At 63.2% G+C, this 16,758-nt stretch carries 15 protein-coding genes; 5 read left to right on the top strand and 10 right to left on the bottom strand.

All coding sequences use genetic code 11. The features are described 5' to 3' along the window. Nucleotides 1–98 precede the first annotated feature (98 nt). From MQW79_RS15465 to MQW79_RS15440, 6 genes are all read right to left on the bottom strand, one after another. On the bottom strand, nucleotides 99–965 hold the full coding sequence (locus MQW79_RS15465) for a MurR/RpiR family transcriptional regulator (protein ID WP_476588248.1): 867 nt from the start codon (nucleotides 963–965) through the stop codon (nucleotides 99–101). A 31-nt stretch (nucleotides 966–996) separates the two neighbouring features. Continuing rightward, a complete protein-coding gene (locus MQW79_RS15460; protein ID WP_476585362.1) occupies nucleotides 997–2,073 on the bottom strand; it encodes an ABC transporter ATP-binding protein in 1,077 nt (358 codons plus the stop codon). Nucleotides 2,074–2,249: 176 nt separating this feature from the next. Then, a complete protein-coding gene (locus tag MQW79_RS15455; RefSeq protein ID WP_476588247.1) occupies nucleotides 2,250–3,452 on the bottom strand; it encodes an extracellular solute-binding protein in 1,203 nt (400 codons plus the stop codon). A gap of 137 nt (nucleotides 3,453–3,589) precedes the next feature. Continuing rightward, on the bottom strand, nucleotides 3,590–4,432 hold the full coding sequence (locus MQW79_RS15450; protein WP_476588246.1) for a carbohydrate ABC transporter permease: 843 nt from the start codon (nucleotides 4,430–4,432) through the stop codon (nucleotides 3,590–3,592). Nucleotides 4,433–4,533: 101 nt separating this feature from the next. Beyond that, entirely contained in the window at nucleotides 4,534–5,421 is an 888-nt protein-coding gene (locus tag MQW79_RS15445; protein WP_476585361.1) for a carbohydrate ABC transporter permease, read from the bottom strand. 11 nt (nucleotides 5,422–5,432) lie between these two features. Beyond that, complete coding sequence (locus MQW79_RS15440) at nucleotides 5,433–6,587, bottom strand: Gfo/Idh/MocA family protein (protein WP_476585360.1); 1,155 nt, start codon at nucleotides 6,585–6,587, stop codon at nucleotides 5,433–5,435. Nucleotides 6,588–6,955: 368 nt separating this feature from the next. On the opposite strand from MQW79_RS15440, the gene MQW79_RS15435 reads away from it, so the two are divergent. From MQW79_RS15435 to MQW79_RS15415, 5 genes are all read left to right on the top strand, one after another. Further along, the gene (locus MQW79_RS15435) at nucleotides 6,956–7,450 is read left to right on the top strand and encodes a hypothetical protein (RefSeq protein ID WP_476585359.1); all 495 of its coding nucleotides are present in this window, start codon (nucleotides 6,956–6,958) and stop codon (nucleotides 7,448–7,450) included. A 326-nt stretch (nucleotides 7,451–7,776) separates the two neighbouring features. After that, on the top strand, nucleotides 7,777–8,964 hold the full coding sequence (locus MQW79_RS15430; RefSeq protein ID WP_476585358.1) for an MFS transporter: 1,188 nt from the start codon (nucleotides 7,777–7,779) through the stop codon (nucleotides 8,962–8,964). After that, nucleotides 8,964–10,397: a M81 family metallopeptidase gene (locus MQW79_RS15425; protein ID WP_476585357.1), complete on the top strand. Its 1,434-nt coding sequence runs from the start codon at nucleotides 8,964–8,966 to the stop codon at nucleotides 10,395–10,397. The genes MQW79_RS15430 and MQW79_RS15425 overlap by 1 nt, the downstream gene beginning before the upstream one ends. Before the next feature lie 188 nt (nucleotides 10,398–10,585). Next, a complete protein-coding gene (locus tag MQW79_RS15420; protein ID WP_476585356.1) occupies nucleotides 10,586–11,353 on the top strand; it encodes a DeoR/GlpR family DNA-binding transcription regulator in 768 nt (255 codons plus the stop codon). Between the two features lie 18 nt (nucleotides 11,354–11,371). After that, nucleotides 11,372–12,106, top strand: coding sequence for a 2-keto-4-pentenoate hydratase (locus tag MQW79_RS15415; RefSeq protein ID WP_476585355.1), 735 nt, complete (start codon nucleotides 11,372–11,374; stop codon nucleotides 12,104–12,106). A gap of 151 nt (nucleotides 12,107–12,257) precedes the next feature. Here the strand turns inward: MQW79_RS15415 and MQW79_RS15410 are convergent, their stop codons facing one another. The 4 genes from MQW79_RS15410 to MQW79_RS15395 form a co-directional block, all read right to left on the bottom strand. After that, a complete protein-coding gene (locus MQW79_RS15410) occupies nucleotides 12,258–13,529 on the bottom strand; it encodes an L-fuconate dehydratase (protein ID WP_476585354.1) in 1,272 nt (423 codons plus the stop codon). Nucleotides 13,530–13,693: 164 nt separating this feature from the next. Next, complete coding sequence (locus tag MQW79_RS15405) at nucleotides 13,694–14,425, bottom strand: SDR family oxidoreductase (protein WP_476585353.1); 732 nt, start codon at nucleotides 14,423–14,425, stop codon at nucleotides 13,694–13,696. Between the two features lie 183 nt (nucleotides 14,426–14,608). Further along, entirely contained in the window at nucleotides 14,609–15,556 is a 948-nt protein-coding gene (locus tag MQW79_RS15400) for a substrate-binding domain-containing protein (RefSeq protein ID WP_476585352.1), read from the bottom strand. Between the two features lie 83 nt (nucleotides 15,557–15,639). After that, nucleotides 15,640–16,635 carry an ABC transporter permease gene (locus tag MQW79_RS15395; RefSeq protein WP_476585351.1) on the bottom strand — a complete coding sequence of 332 codons (996 nt, stop codon included), beginning with the start codon at nucleotides 16,633–16,635 and terminating at the stop codon, nucleotides 15,640–15,642. Nucleotides 16,636–16,758: the final 123 nt, after the last annotated feature.

Genomic DNA, 16,758 nt, shown 5'->3' with positions numbered 1-16,758 from the left:
GGGCAATCCATGGCCCGGCTCGCGCCAGGTCATCGCATGGATCACCCGGTCAAGCCGGGTGATGACGAAAGAGCGGAAGGACAGCGGGGATCAAAACATCAATCCCCCAGCGGCTGGGCGTCGTCGCCGTCGCGGTTGACGACGAGCTGGTGCTTGATGCGGCGCATGCTGGCCACCGCCGTGGAGCCCAGCCGGGCGGCTATGGTCTGACTGAGGATGTCGAGCGTGGCGAGGAAGGCGTAGCGGGCGGGGGTGGGGCGCAGGATGTCCTGGTTCTCGCGCCAGTGGACGGGCAACAGGATGTCGGCCTGTTCGGCCATGGCTGAGCCCGGGCGCGACAGCACGATGCGCGTCATGCCATATTCGCCCGCCACGGACAGCGCCTTGACCAGCGGCAGGTTATTGCCCGACAGCGAGAAGGCGATCAGTACGGAGCCCGAAGGCGCCGAGGCCGCCCGCATCATCTGCATCTGGTGATCGGTGGAGGCGCTGACCTTGAGGCCAAGCCGGAACAGCCGTGCCTCGGCCTCGTTGGCCATCATCGAGGACGCCCCGCCCGAGCCGAAGCTCAGAACGAAGCTGGATTTCACCAGCGACTCGGCGGCGCGTTCAATGGCGTCGAAGTCGAGGCTTTCGAAAGCGTCATAGATGGTGGACTGGATGCCGTTGACGACGCCCTGGGCAATCTCGCGCACGCTCGAAGGGCCCGAGGCCGGCGCGAAATAGCGCTGGCCCACGAAGCGCGACTGGGCCAGCCGCACCTTGAAATCGGCATAGCTGTCGCAGCCAAGGCGGCGGCAGAAACGGGTGACGGTGGGCGGAGACACATCAGCCTGCGCCGCCAGGTCGACAATGCTCATCTTGAGCACGCTGTCGACATCGGCCAGCACGATTTCGGTGAGGGCGCGCTCGGACCGCGTGAAGGCATCCTTCTCGGTTTGCAGCAGCCCCACAATATCGAGCATCACGCGTCCCCCCCTGCGTCTGCGGACCGGACTAGTAGACGGCCAGACCCCTGGAGTCGAAGAGATGAACCTGTGCCGTGTTGAAGCCGACGCGGATGGTTTTGCCATCTTCGAGGTCGGGATTGCCTTCGAACAGGCCGATAAAGGGCTCGCCGCCAGGCAGGGTCGAATAGGCGATGGTGTGGATGCCCAGATGCTCGACGATATTGGGAGTGGTTTCGATGACGAACTGGCCAGCGTCGAGCGTCAGGTGTTCGGGGCGGATGCCCACGGTCACGTCCTGGCCAGCCACGGCCGTGCTGGTGCGCGGCAGTTCGAGGATGCCCAGTGCGCCCAGATCCACGGTCACGGTCGTGCCATTGGCGGCCCGCACCTTGCCGTTCACGAAATTCATCTTGGGCGAGCCGATAAAGCCGGCGACAAAGAGATTGTCGGGGCGGTGGTAGAGCTCGAGCGGCGAGCCCACCTGGCTGATTTCACCGGCATTGAGCACCACGATCTTGTCGGCCATGGTCATGGCTTCGATCTGGTCGTGGGTCACGTAGATCATGGTCGAGCCGAGGCGCTTGTGCAGCTCCATCAGTTCGATGCGCATTTCCGAGCGCAGGGCGGCGTCGAGGTTGGAGAGCGGCTCGTCGAAGAGGAAAATCTTGGGCTGGCGCACGATGGCGCGGCCGATGGCGACGCGCTGGCGCTGGCCACCCGAAAGCTGGCCGGGACGGTGCTGCAAACGGCTTTCCAGCTGGAGCACCTTGGCGGCTGCGCCGACGCGCTGGTCCACCTCGGCCTGCGGCAGTTTTTCAACGCGCAGCGGAAAGGCGATGTTTTCATAGACGGTCATATGCGGATAAAGCGCATAGGACTGGAACACCATGGCAATGCCACGCTGCACCGGGGGGAGATCATTGACGACCTTGCCGCCGATCTCGATCTCGCCTTCGCTGACGTCTTCGAGGCCCGCGATCATGCGCAGCAGGGTGGACTTGCCGCAGCCCGAGGGGCCGACAAAGACCACGAATTCACCCTCGCTGACATCGAGGTCGATGCCCTTGATGATGCGCGCTTCGTTGAAGGATTTTTCGAGGCGCTTGAGGCTCAGTTGCGACATGGTTCGCGTTCCATCAGTGCTATCGGGCCCCTCATCACCCCACCCTCACGCCCTCCCCATCAAGGGGAGGGATGCGCAGGGTGAGAGGTCCCGGTTCCAGCGTCTCCCTCCCGCTTGTGGGGAGGGATCAAGGGTGGGGACGTTGCCGCCCCTGGGGGCGGCAACGTCGTTTCAGATCACTTGTACTGTTCGAGCTCGGCGGCAGCCTTGTCGATGGCAGCCTGGGGCTCGGCAGCGCCGGTGACGACCGACTGCACCATTTCGATCATGACGTTCTGCAGACCGATATAGTCATTGAACAGCGGCTCGGGACCACCGAACTCGATGCCGTCGAGGAACGGCTGCCAGTACGGCTTTTCGGCCAGCAGTTCAGCGGTCTGCGGCTCGAGCGGACGCAGCGGGGTCAGGCCCTGGGCCATTTCGGCAGCCCACTGGCGTTCGCCGTCGGTGATGAACTTGGCCAGGCTGATGGCCTGCTCTTCAACACCGGTGCCCTTGAAGATGGCCAGAGCGTCGGTGATCAGCAGCGTGCCGGGACCCTGGGCATCAGGACCGAGCGGCAGGTTGGCGACACCCCAGTTCATGCCGGCTTCTTCAGCGCGGATGGCAGCACCCGGAGAAGCTTCGATCATGGCGACGCCGCCGTCGAGCCAGATGGCGCGGACTTCGTTCTGTTCGTAGGCGGTCGGGCCTTCTTCAGAATAGGGGATGATGTCCTTGAGGGCGGTCAGGGCAGCCAGGACCTGCGGCGAGTTCAGGGTGATGTTGCCGTCGGCATCGATCACCGAACCGTTGTTGGTGTACACCCAGTGCAGGAACTGGTGCATGGTGTTGTCGAAGGTCTTGGCGACAGCGCCGTAACCGGCGGCATCGGTGTTCTCGGTGATCTGCTTGGCGAAAGCGATCTTTTCTTCCCAGGTCTTGGGCGGGGTTTCCGGATCGAGGCCGGCTTCTTCGAACAGGTCCTTGTTCCAGAACAGGGCCTTGGTGGAGAAGGCGACCGGAACGCCCCACTGGGTGCCGTCGAAGGTGACGGTATCGGGAACGTAGTTGTAGTAGGCAGCCTTTTCCTCGTCGGTCATCGGCACCGGAACGATCAGGTCGTTCTGGGCGAACTGCTTGAGGGTACGCGAGCCGACATAGGCGAGCGAAACCGGCGTACCGGCAGCAGCCAGCGTGGTCACCTTGTCCTGGCACTGGCCCCAGCCGACGATTTCCGGCACGACCTTGAAGCCGGGATTGGCAGCTTCCCACTCGGCGAAGTATTCGGCATAGCCGGCGGTCAGTTCGTCACCGCAGTTGATGAAGGAGATTTCCTTCACGTCCTGGGCGAACGCACCAGATGTCGCGCTGGCCAGAGCCAGCATCGAAACGGCCATCAAACCGATTGTTTTTTTCACTTGTAGTCTCCCTTGCATGTGGGCCCCTCGGCCCTTTCCGGAGCGGATCACGTTTCTCCCGAAACGGCGGACCAGCTCCAAACCCTTGTTGCGCCCCGTTGCAGGGGGAGCGCCCCCTATTGCTTCACCGCCCCCGCAGTCAGACCGGCCACGAGATAGCGCTGCAGCAGGATGATCACGACCATGACCGGCAGGATGCCGACGAAGCTGGCTGCCATCAGCTCGTTCCAGATCACTTCCTGCTTGCCGAAGAAGGCGAAGAGCCCGATCGGCAGCGGCATGAATTCGGTCTTGGAGTTGAAGGTCAGCGCGAAGATGAACTGCTGGGCATAGGCACCGATGAAGGTCATGATGGCGACCACCACGATGCCCGGCATGGCCAGCGGCAGGATAACCCGGCGCAGGGTGTAGAGGCGGCTGGCGCCATCCACCCAGGCGGCTTCGTCCAGCTCGCGCGGAATGCGCATCATATAGGTGCGCAGGAGCCAGATGGACGAGGGAATGAGGAAGGCGGCGCCCGGCACGATCATCGCCCAATAGGTATTGAGCAGGCCCAGCGAGCGCATCAGGCGGAACAGTGGGATCAGCAGCACGGCGCCCGAGAACATGTTGACGGCCAGGAACATGGCCAGCAGCAGGCCCTGCCCGGCAAACCGGAAGCGGGCGAAGGAATAGGCGGCCGGGACCACGATGGCGACGACGATGCCGGTCACCACGGTGGAGATGAAGAACGAATTGAAGATGTGCAGGCCCAGCGCCGGCACCGAAGTCCAGATGGAGAAATAGGCGTCGAAGGACCAGGTCTTGGGAATGAAGCTATAGGGCGTCGAGAACAGCTGCGCGAGCGGCTTCAGCGACACCAGGAACCCTTCGATGAATGGCGAGAGCACAAAGAAGAGGAACACGGCAAGGCCAAGATAGAGCCCGGTGACTTCGTACCAGCGGTAACGGTCGATCATCGGGCGGGAAGCAGACCAGAGACCGCGGCGCCTGGCGATGGCGGGCTTGATGCTGGCCGGGCTCTCGACAGCGGCCACTTCGGTGGTGCGGGCGACGTCGCTCATTTGGCTTCTCCCTGCTGGAGCTTGCGGACGGCACGGAAGTAGACGATGCAGAAGGCTGTCACGAACAGCGAGATGACCACGGCACGCGCCGCACCCTCACCGTATTTCCGGCTGCCCATAGCGGTCTTGTAGGTGTCGATGATCATCGTGGTGGTCGAGCCCGAGGGGCCGCCCTGGGTGAGGATCCAGATGATGTCGAAGGAATTGAAGGTGGCGATGAGCGAGAGCAGGCTCATGGTGATGATGGCCGGCACCATCAGCGGCACGGTGATGCGGCGGAAGCGGTAGAAGCGGCCGGCGCCATCGGTCCAGGCGGCTTCATGCAGGTCCCGCGGGATCGACTGCATGGCGGCCAGGAAATAGATGGTGACCATGGGCACGCCGATCCACACGTCGGTGACGATGGTGGCCCAGAAGGCGGTGTTGCCATAGGCGAGCCAGGCGATGGGGCCATCGGTGATGCCGAAATTCTGCAACAGGCCCGAGATCATCCCGAACTGGCCGTTATACATCCAGCCCCACATGAAGATGCCGATAGCCATGGGCACGATCCAGGGCGGCATGGTGAGGATGCGGAACACGGTCTGGCCGGGAATGGCGGCATTGAGCAGCACGGCCCCGAACATGCCGATGACCATCTTCATGGAGACCGAGAAGAAGGTCCAGATGAAGGTGCGGATGATGACTTCGGTGAAATTGCCAGCTCCGAAGATGCGCTGGTAATTGGCCCAGCCGACAAAGTCATATTCCTGGCGCAGCGAGGCATTGGTAAAGCTGAGGACGATCGTATCGACCAGCGGGTAAGCCACGATGGTCAGGATGTAGATCAATGCCGGAGCCAGCAGGGCGAGGGCGAAGATTGTGGCGCTTCTGGTGCTGGTCATCGGCTCTCTCCTCAGTGCCCTTGGCCCAGGGCAGCATCGAAACGCTGCCAGATCGGGGTCATGTCGATCACGGATTTGGTCCGCATCGCCTCATCCATGGAGATGGCCAGCAGGCCCGCCTCCAGCGCGTTGGTGACCGAGACCGGCAGCGGCGCGCCTTCCAGGCAATGCTTGAGGATATCCTCGGCCATCTGCTCGTCGGCGCCATAGTGCTGGCTGAGCTCGGACATCTGGTAGGTGGTGTCGACAAGGCGATCGGACGTGCGGCTGTCGGTGACCCGGAAGTAATTGCGGATGAAATCGCCTTCCGCCATGCCCTTGGCCCCCATGACGGCAAAGCGACGGAAATCGTCGGGCACGTTCATGTTGGTGTGGAAGGTCAGGGCCGCGCCATTCTCGTACTGCACGATGGCGGTCTGGAAATCGATGATGTCGCCATCGCTGTCGAAGACCTTGTCCGAACCCTGCCAGCCCGACGGCTTGCGGTGATAGACTTCCAGGTCGTTGACGCCTGACGTGGCGGGCGCATTTTCGGGCGTAAAGCTCTTGCGGCCGCCAAAGCTGGCCACAAAGTTCGGGCGGCAGCCCATGACGCCGTTATAGAGATCGAGGTCGTGGCAGCACTTTTCCAGCATGAAGCCGCCGGCATATTTGCCGTAGCGGCGCCAGTCGCGCATGAAGAAGGCGCCATGATAGGGCGGAATATGCTCGGAGGCCTCGATGGAAACGATGTCGCCCAGCTTGCCTTCGGCCTGGGCCTTCCTGAGGTCGACATAGAGCGGCGCATAGCGCAGGACCAGGCCCACCATGACATTGTCGGAGCCGTATTTGCCGATCAGTGCGGCCAGCGCCATGGTGTCTTCCACCGTGGTCACGACCGGCTTTTCGGCAAAGATCTTCATGCCGCGCTCAAGGCCGATGCGAATATGTTCGAGATGCAGGTGGTTGGGCGAGCCGACCATGAGCAGGTCCAGATTGCCCTCGTCGATCATCTGCTCGAGGCTGCCGAACGACGTGCCGACCGAAACGCCATGCTCGGTGGCATAGGCAAGCCCAGCCGGGGCCGGGTCCACGTAGCCAACAATATGGAAGTCATCGCGCGCTGCCGAAAAGACGCGCGACAGATAGCCAAGACGATAACCCAGGCCGATAATGCCTACCCGCATATCCCGCCGTTCCCTTTTTATTAATCCGCCGATCTCTTCCGGACCGGTGTCGTTTTGTGTAAACGATTTTCAAGACTAGGCGCCTTGCGAAGCCAATGTCAACACACATTCGGCGCAAGCACAATACCAATTTAAGCCACCCCTTTTCACTGCCCAAAGCCGCGCCGCTTTGCTTCAATTCTAGGCGTTTATTGGTATCTCAGTGGTATTGCGGGAGTAGACAAAACCCTCTTTACCGGGCAGCATGTCGCAATTGGTATCCATGTGGCCTCTTTCACGAGACCCCATATCCATGTCGAATCTGAAAATATGAAACAGAATTGGTGCACGTGCCTCGGGCAGGTGTTCCAGCCAGGCAAGAGACGGAAATGAGCCTATCCACCAACCCTTTCCCCAATGACGCCGACCGCTCCGCCATCTGGACCATGCTGGTGCCGCGCGACATCAAGGCCTATGTCAATGCCGACTGGTCGATGGTGGAAGGCGACTTCGTCGCTGATGATTTCATGGGCATCAACGGCAACCGTGTCGACAACCCTGACGGATGGACCATCAGCTTCCCGACCCTGCCCGACTATCGCGACGAATGGCTGCGCCAGGCCCATGAAGGCCAGAAGACCGAATATGCCGAGGATGTCGAAGCCGGCATTCACCGCGCCACCAGCCTCACCGAAATCGAAATCACCGGCGATCGCGCGGTGGCCCACAAGAAGTTCAATGGCGAGATCAAGCTGAGCAATGGCGGCGTCGATCGCCTCAACTGGCAGACGCTCTATTTCCTGCGCAAGGTCGGCGGAGAATGGAAGCTGACCGGGTTTGTTGGCTATCTGCCCTACCCAATGGGCTCGCCAACGTCCCGCTAGGCCAATCGCTCCCGTGGAGCGATTTGAGGCGGCGAGGCCATGAGAGCTACGCTCGAATGGCGGGGCTACCACCCCATACCCACCGCACCGCCCTCGGACTAGATCCGAGAGCCACTCACAGCGCGGAGGGCACTTGTACTGGTCCTCGGGTCAAGCCCGAGGACGGAATTCGTGGGGTACTGGTATTGCACCCCACACGATGTCATCCCGGCGAAGGCCGGGATCGAAATCCGCGTAGATTCTCAAGCGCCGGCGTTGCGCGCGACATCCGGACATGGATTCCGGCCTTCGCCGGAATGACCTGGTGATCGAAACAAGAGATGCAGATGTCTTTCCTCACTCCCCAACGCCTTGTCATGCTGGTTTTCTTCCTCCAGCCCGTTGCCTTCGGCTCCTGGCTGCCGCGCATTCCGGAAGTGCAGGCCAGCATGGGCCTCGGGCCGGCCGCCCTGGCGCTGGCGCTCCTGGGCATGCCGGTGGGCACCCTGCTGACGCTGCCTTTTGCCGGGCCGCTGGTGGGCAAGATCGGGGCGCGCACCGCGATCTTTACCGGCTTCATCTTCTATTCCATCGCCGTGAGCCTGCCGGTGCTGGCACCCAACCCGGTGCTGCTGTTCATCGCGCTTGGCCTGGCCGGCTCGGCCATTTCCTTTGTCGAGCTCGGGCTCAATGTGCAGGCGGACCTCGTGGAAAAATCCACCGGCAAGCTGATCATGAACACGTCCCATGGCTGCTGGTCGCTCGGCATCATGGCGGGCAGCCTGATCGGGTCCGGTTTTGCGGCCATGGGCCTGGCGCCCGGTTATGCCGTGCCACTGCTGGCCGCTCTGGTCCTGCCTATTGCCCTGCTCGCCACCAAAGCCTTGCCCGTGCTCCATGACACGGCGGCGGAAGGCGAGACGCAGCGCTCGGCCTGGTCCCTGCCCAGCCCGGCGCTGATCGGCATCTGTCTGTTTGTCTTCGGCATCACCATGACGGAAGGCGCCATGGCCGACTGGTCGGCGATTTTCCTGCGTGACGCCCTCAATGCCGAAGGCGGCCTCGTGGGCCTCGGCTACTCGGTCTTTGCCTTCATGGTGGCCGCCGGCCGCTTTGGCGGCGATACGCTGAAGCGCCGGTTCGGCGGTGTCGGCACCGCCCAGCTTTGTGGCGCCCTCGCCGTGGCAGGCGCGGTGCTGCTCTATCTTGCGCCCAGCACCGAACTGGCCCTCGTCGGCTTTGGCGTCATTGGCGTCGGCGTCTCGGTCGGCTTCCCGCTGGCCGTCACAGCCGCTGCCGGCATTGGCGACCGCGCTGCCTCGGCCAATGTCGCCGTGCTCTCCTTCGTGGCACTGACCGGCTTCCTCATCGGCCCGCCAATGATCGGTTTTGTCGCCGAGCATTGGGGCATTCGTGTCGGCGTGGCCTGCGTCATCCCGGTGCTGCTGCTGAGCCTGTTGCTCACGCCGCGCCTCAGGCCGAGGCCGGCCAGCACTACCCACAATCCTGAAGCCGAAGTCCCGGGAGTCCTCTAGTGAAAATCGCCGTTGCCGGTCTCCACATCGAATGCAGCACCTATAATCCTGTCCTCAACCGCGAGGCCGATTTCCGGGTGCTGCGCGGCGCGAGCATGCTCAAGGATCAGTACTTTGATTTCCTGACGCATTTCCCGGCCGAGTTCGTGACCATTTTCCATGCCCGCGCCATTGCCGGCGGGCCGGTGGCGCGCGACACCTACGAGACGTGGAAGGCGGAAATCCTTGCCGGGCTCAAGGCGGCCATGCCCTTCGATGGCGTCTACCTGCCCATGCACGGCGCCATGTATGTGGAGGGGATGTTCGACGCCGAGGGCGATTTCATCGCCGCGGTGCGCGAGACCGTTGGCCCCGACGTGCTGATCTCGGCCAGCTATGACCTGCATGGCAATGTCAGCCAGAAGATCATTGATGGGCTCGACATGTTCTCGACCTATCGCACCGCGCCCCATATCGACGTGCAGGACACGATGCGCCGCTCCGTGACCATGCTGGTGCGCGCGTTGAGGACCGGGGTGAAGCCGCTGCTCGCCTGGGCGCCGGTTCCAGTGCTGCTGCCGGGCGAGCGCACCTCAACGCAGGATGAACCGGCGCGGACTTTTTACACCCAGATCCATGAGGTCGAGGAACCGACGGGGATATGGGATGCCAGCTTCCAGGTGGGCTATGTGTGGGCCGACGAACCGCGCGCCACGGCCTGCGCGGTGGTGACCGGCACCGACCGCGCGGCGGTGGAAAAAGCCGCTGCCCATCTCGCCCAAAACTATTGGGATATCCGCGAGGGCTTTGTCTTCGGCATGGAAACCGGCTCGATTGCCGAATGCGTGGACCGCGCCATCGAGAGCCCGACGCACCCCGTCGTGCTGGCCGAATCGGGCGACAACCCGACCGGCGGCGGCGTGGGCGACCGCGCCGAAGTGCTGGCCGAACTCATCGCCAAGGGTGCTGATGGCGTCATCTTTGCCGGCATCACCGACAAGGCTGCCACCGACGCCGCCTATGCGGCGGGCGTTGGCGCCAGGGTGCAGCTTCACATCGGGGCGAGCCTTGATCCATCGAGCACGCCTGTGGATGCCGAAGCCGAGGTGGTGTTCCTCGCCGAAGTCACCGAGGACCGGCTGCGCGAAGCCGTGGTGCGCATCGGCGGGATCGACCTCGTGCTCACCGCCCGCCGCCGGCCGTTCCACAATATCGTGGACTTCACCCGGCTCGGGCTCGATCCGCATGGGGCCAAGATCATCGCGGTGAAATCGGGCTATCTATCGCCCGAACTGGGGCCCATCGCCAATCCCGGAATCATGGCCCTGTCGCCGGGCGTGGTGGATCAGTTCGTCGAACGCACGGAGCGCAAGCACACGCCGCGGCCGAGCTATCCGTTTGATCGGGATTTTGCGTTTGTGCCTGACGTGAAGTGGTCGAGAAGGGCGGGGTGACGTTGGAGCACCCCCCACCCTTGGTCCCTCCCCACAAGGGGGAGGGAGACGATGAACACCGGCGACTGATGCCTGCGCCTCCCTCCCCTTGATGGGGAGGGAATGAGGGTGGGGTGGCCTTCAGGGTAACTCCCCTTCCCCTTTCGCCCCCTTTCGTTTAATCACCAAACGAAAGGGAGGGCCGCCGAATGACCCCATCGATGCGGCAGGCGAAAATCGTCGAACTGGCGCGCCAGCAGGGCGAAGTCACGGTCGAAGAGCTCGTTGCCGCTTTCGACGTCACCCCCCAGACCATCCGCAAGGATCTCAATATTCTCTGCGACCGGGGCGCGCTCAAGCGCACCCATGGCGGGGCCATGCATCCCTCCGGGGTCGAGAATGTCGAATATGAAGCCCGCCGGCAGATCGCCCCGGCCGAAAAGCGCGCCATTGGCCGGGCCGCCGCGGCGCTGATCCCTGACCATGCCTCGCTGTTCATCAATATCGGCACCACCACCGAGGCCGTGGCCCAGGCGCTGACCGAGCATCGCGGCCTCATGGTCATCACCAACAATATCAATGTCGCCAATCACCTGCGGGTCGTGCCGGGCCTTGAAGTGGTGATTGCCGGGGGCGTGGTGCGCGCCAGCGATGGCGGCATTGTCGGCGAGGCGGCGGTGGATTTCATTCGCCAGTTCAAGGTCGACTACGCAGTCATCGGCGTTTCCGCCATCGACCCGGATGGGGCCCTGCTCGATTTCGATTTCCGCGAGGTGAAAGTGGCGCAGGCGATCATTGCCAATGCGCGTCATGTCATCGTCGTTGCCGATCAGAGCAAGTTCACCCGGACGGCGCCTGTGCGGATCGGCCACCTTTCCCAGGCGCAGAGCTTTATTACCGACATTTGCCATCTGGATTCCATCCGCCGAGTCTGCGCAGATGCCGGCATCCAGTTGATCGAAACAGGCGCCGCCTGAACTGCTTAGGACTTTCCCATGAACACGATTGCCGACCTCGCCAGTGCGCTCATTGCCGCCCATGACGGAGGCGACCCGGTGGGCGTGGTGCCCGAGGCCGTGGTCCCTGCCGATCTTGACGCCGTCTATGCGGTGCAGGACGAAATCATCCGCCAGATCGGTCCGGTCGGCGGCTGGAAGGTCGCGGCCGGCCTGGGGCACCCGCCGCTCTGCGCCCCCATTCCGGCCAATCGCTGCTTCGTGGACGGCGACCGGATCGATGGCCAGCACCACAAGATTTTCCTCGCCGAGATCGAATTTGCTGTGCGCCTGGGCAGCGACCTCCATGCCGGTGCCACCAGAAACGATGTCGAAGCCGCCATTGCCAGCCTGCACCCGGCCATCGAGCTGATCGGCAATCCCTTTGTCGACCGCGATGCGCAGCCGCGCAATGTGCAGCTCGCCGATCTGCAGTCCAACGGCGCCGTTGTGGTTGGCCCCGATCTCGATCGCAGCATCACGGCCGCGCTCGCGACCCTGCCGGTCACGCTCCATCTCGACGGCCGCGAAGTCCATGGCGTCGACAAGGGCGCCAGCTGGGACGACATCATCGAAGCCATTGCCTGGCTCGCCAGCCATGCCGAAGCCCGCGGCCTGCCGCTGAGGGCTGGCCAGGTGATCATCACCGGCTCGCGGGCCCTGCTCAAGCTCGACGGCGCGACCACGATCGAGGGCGTGCTGGGGGATTTTGGCCGGGTCCGCTGCCGGGTTTGAGCTGCCAGCAACAAGCCCCCTCACCCGTCTCGACCTTCGGCCGATCCACCCTCTCCCACAAGGGGAGAGGGGTGAGCCGGTTCTCGTTCAAGCTCGGTGCCCCCTTCTCCCCTCGTGGGAGAAGGGGGCGCGCAGCGCCGGATGAGGGGGCCTAACCCCTGAACGTGTTCTCCGCAATCGAACCCGGCTTCATCTCAATCGAAAAACCCGGCCTCTCCGGCGGCATATAGGCGGCGCCCCTGATGACGCAGGGATCGAGGAAGTGTTCGTGCAGGTGGTCGACATATTCGATCACCCTGCCCTCCTTGGTCCCCGACACGACCAGATAATCGATCATCGAGAGGTGCTGCACATATTCGCAGAGGCCGACGCCGCCGGCATGGGGCCAGACCGCCTTGCCGTATTTCGTCGCCATCAGCAGCACCGAGAGCACTTCGTTGAGGCCGCCGATGCGGCAGGCATCGATCTGCACGATGTCGATGGCATCGCGGGTGATGAACTGCTTGAACAGGATCCGGTTCTGGCACATTTCGCCGGTCGCCACTTTCACCGGGCCGATGGCCTCGCGGATCTTGCGGTGGCCTTCCACATCATCGGGACTTGTGGGTTCCTCGATGAAATAGGGTTCAAACCGCTTGAGCTGGTTGACCCAGTCAATGGCCTGATCGACCTCCCAGACCTGGTTGGCGTCGATCATCAGATAGCGGTCGGGGCCCATGATCGAGCGGACGATTTCGAGGCGGCGGATGTCGTCAGAGAGATCGCGGCCGACCTTCATCTTGATATGGGTGAACCCCTGCTCGACCGCTTCGGTGGCGAGCCGCGTCAGTTTCTCGTTGGAATAGCCCAGCCACCCTGCCGAGGTCGTGTAGCAGGCATAGCCTTCGGCGCGGAGGCGGGCGATGCGTTCGGCCTTGCCCGGCTCTGCGGCCCTGAAAATCTCCAGCGCCTCTTCGGGAGTGATGGCATCGGTGAGGTAGCGGAAGTCGATGATATTGACGAGCTGTTCGGGACTCATTTCGGCGACGTAGAGCCAGACTGGCTTGCCGGCCCGCTTGGCGAGGAGATCCCAGACCGCGTTGACCACGGCGCCGGTCGCCAGATGCATGGCGCCCTTGTCGGGGCCGATCCAGCGGAGCTGGCTGTCGCCGGTCATGTGCCGCCAGAAGCGACCGGGATTTTCTTCCACCCAGTCGAGATCGAGTCCCACGACCCGATCCGTCAGCGCCGCAATGGCCGCGCAGACCACTTCATTGCCGCGGCCGATGGTGAAGGTGAGACCATGGCCTTCGAGCGCGCCATCACTGCCGAGGACGACATAGGCGGCGGAGTAATCGGGATCGGGGTTCATGGCGTCGGAGCCATCGAGGGACGCCGAGGTAGGGAAGCGGAGGTCGTGGGTGGTGAGGGTTGTGATCTTCATGTCGTCGCTATCCGGAAAGGCCCCCTCACCCGGCCCTTTGGGCCGACCTCTCCCCCAAAGGGAGAGGTGGGGCATCGTGCCCTATCTAATTCTGTCGGCTCCTGCGTCCCCTCTCCCTTGGGGGAGAGGGTAGGGTGAGGGGGCCTTCCCACCGCGTTGACCAGTCAGGCCGTCCAGCCGCCGTCGATGATATGCACCTGCCCGGTCGTATAGGTGGCGCCCGCCAGATAGACGGCGAGGTCCGCCACTTCATCGGGCCTGGCAATGCGGCCGATGGGCTGGCGGGCGATGAAGGCCTTTTTCGCCGCCTCGAAATCGCCGGTCGCGTGCCAGCGTTGATGCAGGCTCGGGCTATCCACCGTGCCCGGGCAGATGGCGTTCACGCGGATGCCCCTGGTCGTATAGTCGGCAGCCATGGACTTGGTGAGGCCCACCACGGCTGCCTTGGAAATCGTATAGGCCGCGCGGTTGGGCACGCCTTTGATCGAAGAGGCCACTGTCGCCATGTTGATGATGGCGCCGTCCTGACGCTCCAGCATCTGCGGCAGCACGGCCCTTATGGTGCGGATCTGCGCGCGGACGTTCAACGCCAGCGCGAAATCGAGATCATCGTCGCTCATCTCAAGCACCGTGCCGGAATGGACGACACCGGCGCAATTGAAGAGCACATCGATGCGGCCGATCTCGGCGACGGCCCGGTTGACCGCCTCGGCGGAGAGCACGTCGAGCACCCGCGTCGTGACATTGGGCACGGCGTCGAGTTCACTCAACAAGGCGGCATTGATGTCGGTCGCAATCACCTTCGCGCCGGCCTTGGCAAAGGCCTCGGCCGAAGCCCTTCCGATGCCCTGGGCAGCGGCGGTGATGAGAACGATCTTTCCAGTGAGGTCGGCCAATTTTTATCCTTTTGCATTCGGTGCGCCATACCCCCACCCTTGATCCCTCCCCACAAGGGGGAGGGAGACGCAGGACCACAAAGTCCCTGTTCATCGCCTCCCTCCCCTTGATGGGGAGGGACTGAGGGTGGGGTGACGGCGAACCCTCGCCCGTCAATAGAGCAAAGGCTCATCGCGTCGAAGTCAGTCGTACAGCACGGCCGCGATTTCGGGATCGGCCATGTTGGTCGCATCATAGTAGTAGAAGCCGGTATCGATGACTTCAGGCAGCTCTTCGCCGTTGAGGGCGCCGATGGCGGCCTTGACGGTTTCGTAGCCGATGCCGACGGGGTTCTGGGTGATGGCGCCGGCCATGACGCCCGAGGTGATCATGCCCTTCTGGGCGGCGCCGCTATCAAAGCCGATGACGACGACTTCGCTGCCCAGTTCCGTCTTGCCATTGGCAACACCGATGGCCGAGCCTTCATTGGCACCAAAAATGCCCTTGAGGTCCGGATTGGCCAGGAGGATCGACTTGGTGATTTCAGTCGACTGCAACTGGTCGCCGCCACCGTACTGGACGGAGACGACTTCGATATTGGGATAGGCTTCGGCCATGCGGTTGACGAAACCGTCGACGCGGTCGATGCCGGTGCGGCTGGTCTGGTCATGGGCCACGACGGCCACCTTGCCTTCGCCGCCGATCAGCTCGGCCATCTTGTCGGCCGCGAGCGCGGCAGCGGCAACGTTGTCGGTGGTGGCGGTCGAAAGCGGAATGTCGCTGTCGACGCCGGAGTCAAAGGCGATGATCGGAATGCCGGCATCCGACGCCTGCTGCAGCAGCGGCACGGCGGCCTGGCTGTCGAGCGCGGCAAAACCGATGGCGTCGGGCTGGCGCGACAGGGCGGCGGCCAGCATGTCCATCTGGCGGTCGACCTGGCTTTCGCTTTCCGGGCCTTCGAAGGTGACATTGGCACCGAACTCGGCGGCGGCCTGGTCTGCACCGGCCTTCACGGCCTGCCAGAACTGATGCTGGAAGCCTTTCGAAATGAGGGCAATGTCGACTTGGTCCTGTGCCAGGACTGCGGGGCCGGATGCGGCCAGCATGGCAATGGCGCTGATGGCACCAATCAGGCTACGGCGGTTGAGCATGGTTTTCCTCCCAGATGCTGCTTTGAAACTCATTTGCTTGTTCTTCTTGTTATTGGCGCAGGACGCGCTGGTATTTTCGGCGTCTAAAGTTTGCGGCGCCGCAGGATGTCGGCATAGACGGCCAGGATGATGATGCACCCGGTCACCACCGTCTGCCATTCCTGGGCCACCGACAGGATGCGCAGGCCATTGGCCAGCACGGAGATGATGAGCGCGCCGATCAGCGTGCCGAGTACAGTGCCGCGCCCGCCCGAGAGCGAGGTGCCGCCAATGACCACGGCCGCGATGGCGTCGAGCTCATAGCCCTGGCCCAGGGCCGGCTGGGCCGAATTGAGCCGGCTGGCAATGAGCAGGCCCGCGACTCCGCAGATCGAGCCGGCCAGCGCATAGACGGCAATTTTCCAGCGATCGACATTAACGCCCGAAAGGCGCACCGCCTCCTCGTTGGAGCCCAGCGCAAAGGTGTAGCGGCCGAGCGCAGTCTTGCCGAGAATGAAGGCGGCGAGCAGGGCCACGCCGAAGAGGATCAGGACGCCATTGGGGATGGGCAGGCCCGGAATGACCGAGCCGACAAGCGAACCCAGCGAAATCTGGGAAAAGCCGGGCGTATCGTTGAAATAGATCGGCCGCGTCCCCGAGATGACCAGCGACAGGCCCTTCATGATCAGCATCATGCCCAGGGTGGCGATGAAGGGCGGCACTTTGAGCTTGGCAATGATCGTGCCCGATGTCGTCCCGACCACGGTTCCGGCGAGGATGGCGCCGATGATGCCGAGCGGCAAAGGCAGGCCCCAATAGGTGAGGATCACCCCGGCGATCACGGCGCAGAAGGTCATCAGCGTGCCGACGGAAAGATCAATGCCGCCGGTGATGATGACCAGCGTTGCGGCAATGGCCAGGACGCCATTGACCGAGGTGGCCTGCAGGATGGCCAGGATATTCTGGGTCTGCATGAAATTGGGCGAGGCGAGGGAAAACACCACGACCAGCGCGATGAGGCCGGAAAAGGCCAGCAGCCTATGGAAGGCGCCGGTGATGCGAATGCCCGATTTCTGGCCGGGGGCTGCGGTGTCGGTCATGGGGTCTCTCCGGTCGTGGGAGCAATGTACCCCCACCCTTGCTCCATCCCCACAAGGGGGAGGGAGACGATGAACACAGGCGCCGTAGCCTGCGCCTCCCTCCCCTTGATGGGGAGGGAATGA

The sequence above is a fragment of the Devosia sp. Micro-HW1 genome (assembly GCF_056341075.1).
The sequence above is the reverse complement of the archived record's forward strand: the minus strand, read 5'-3'. Positions and strand labels throughout refer to the sequence as shown.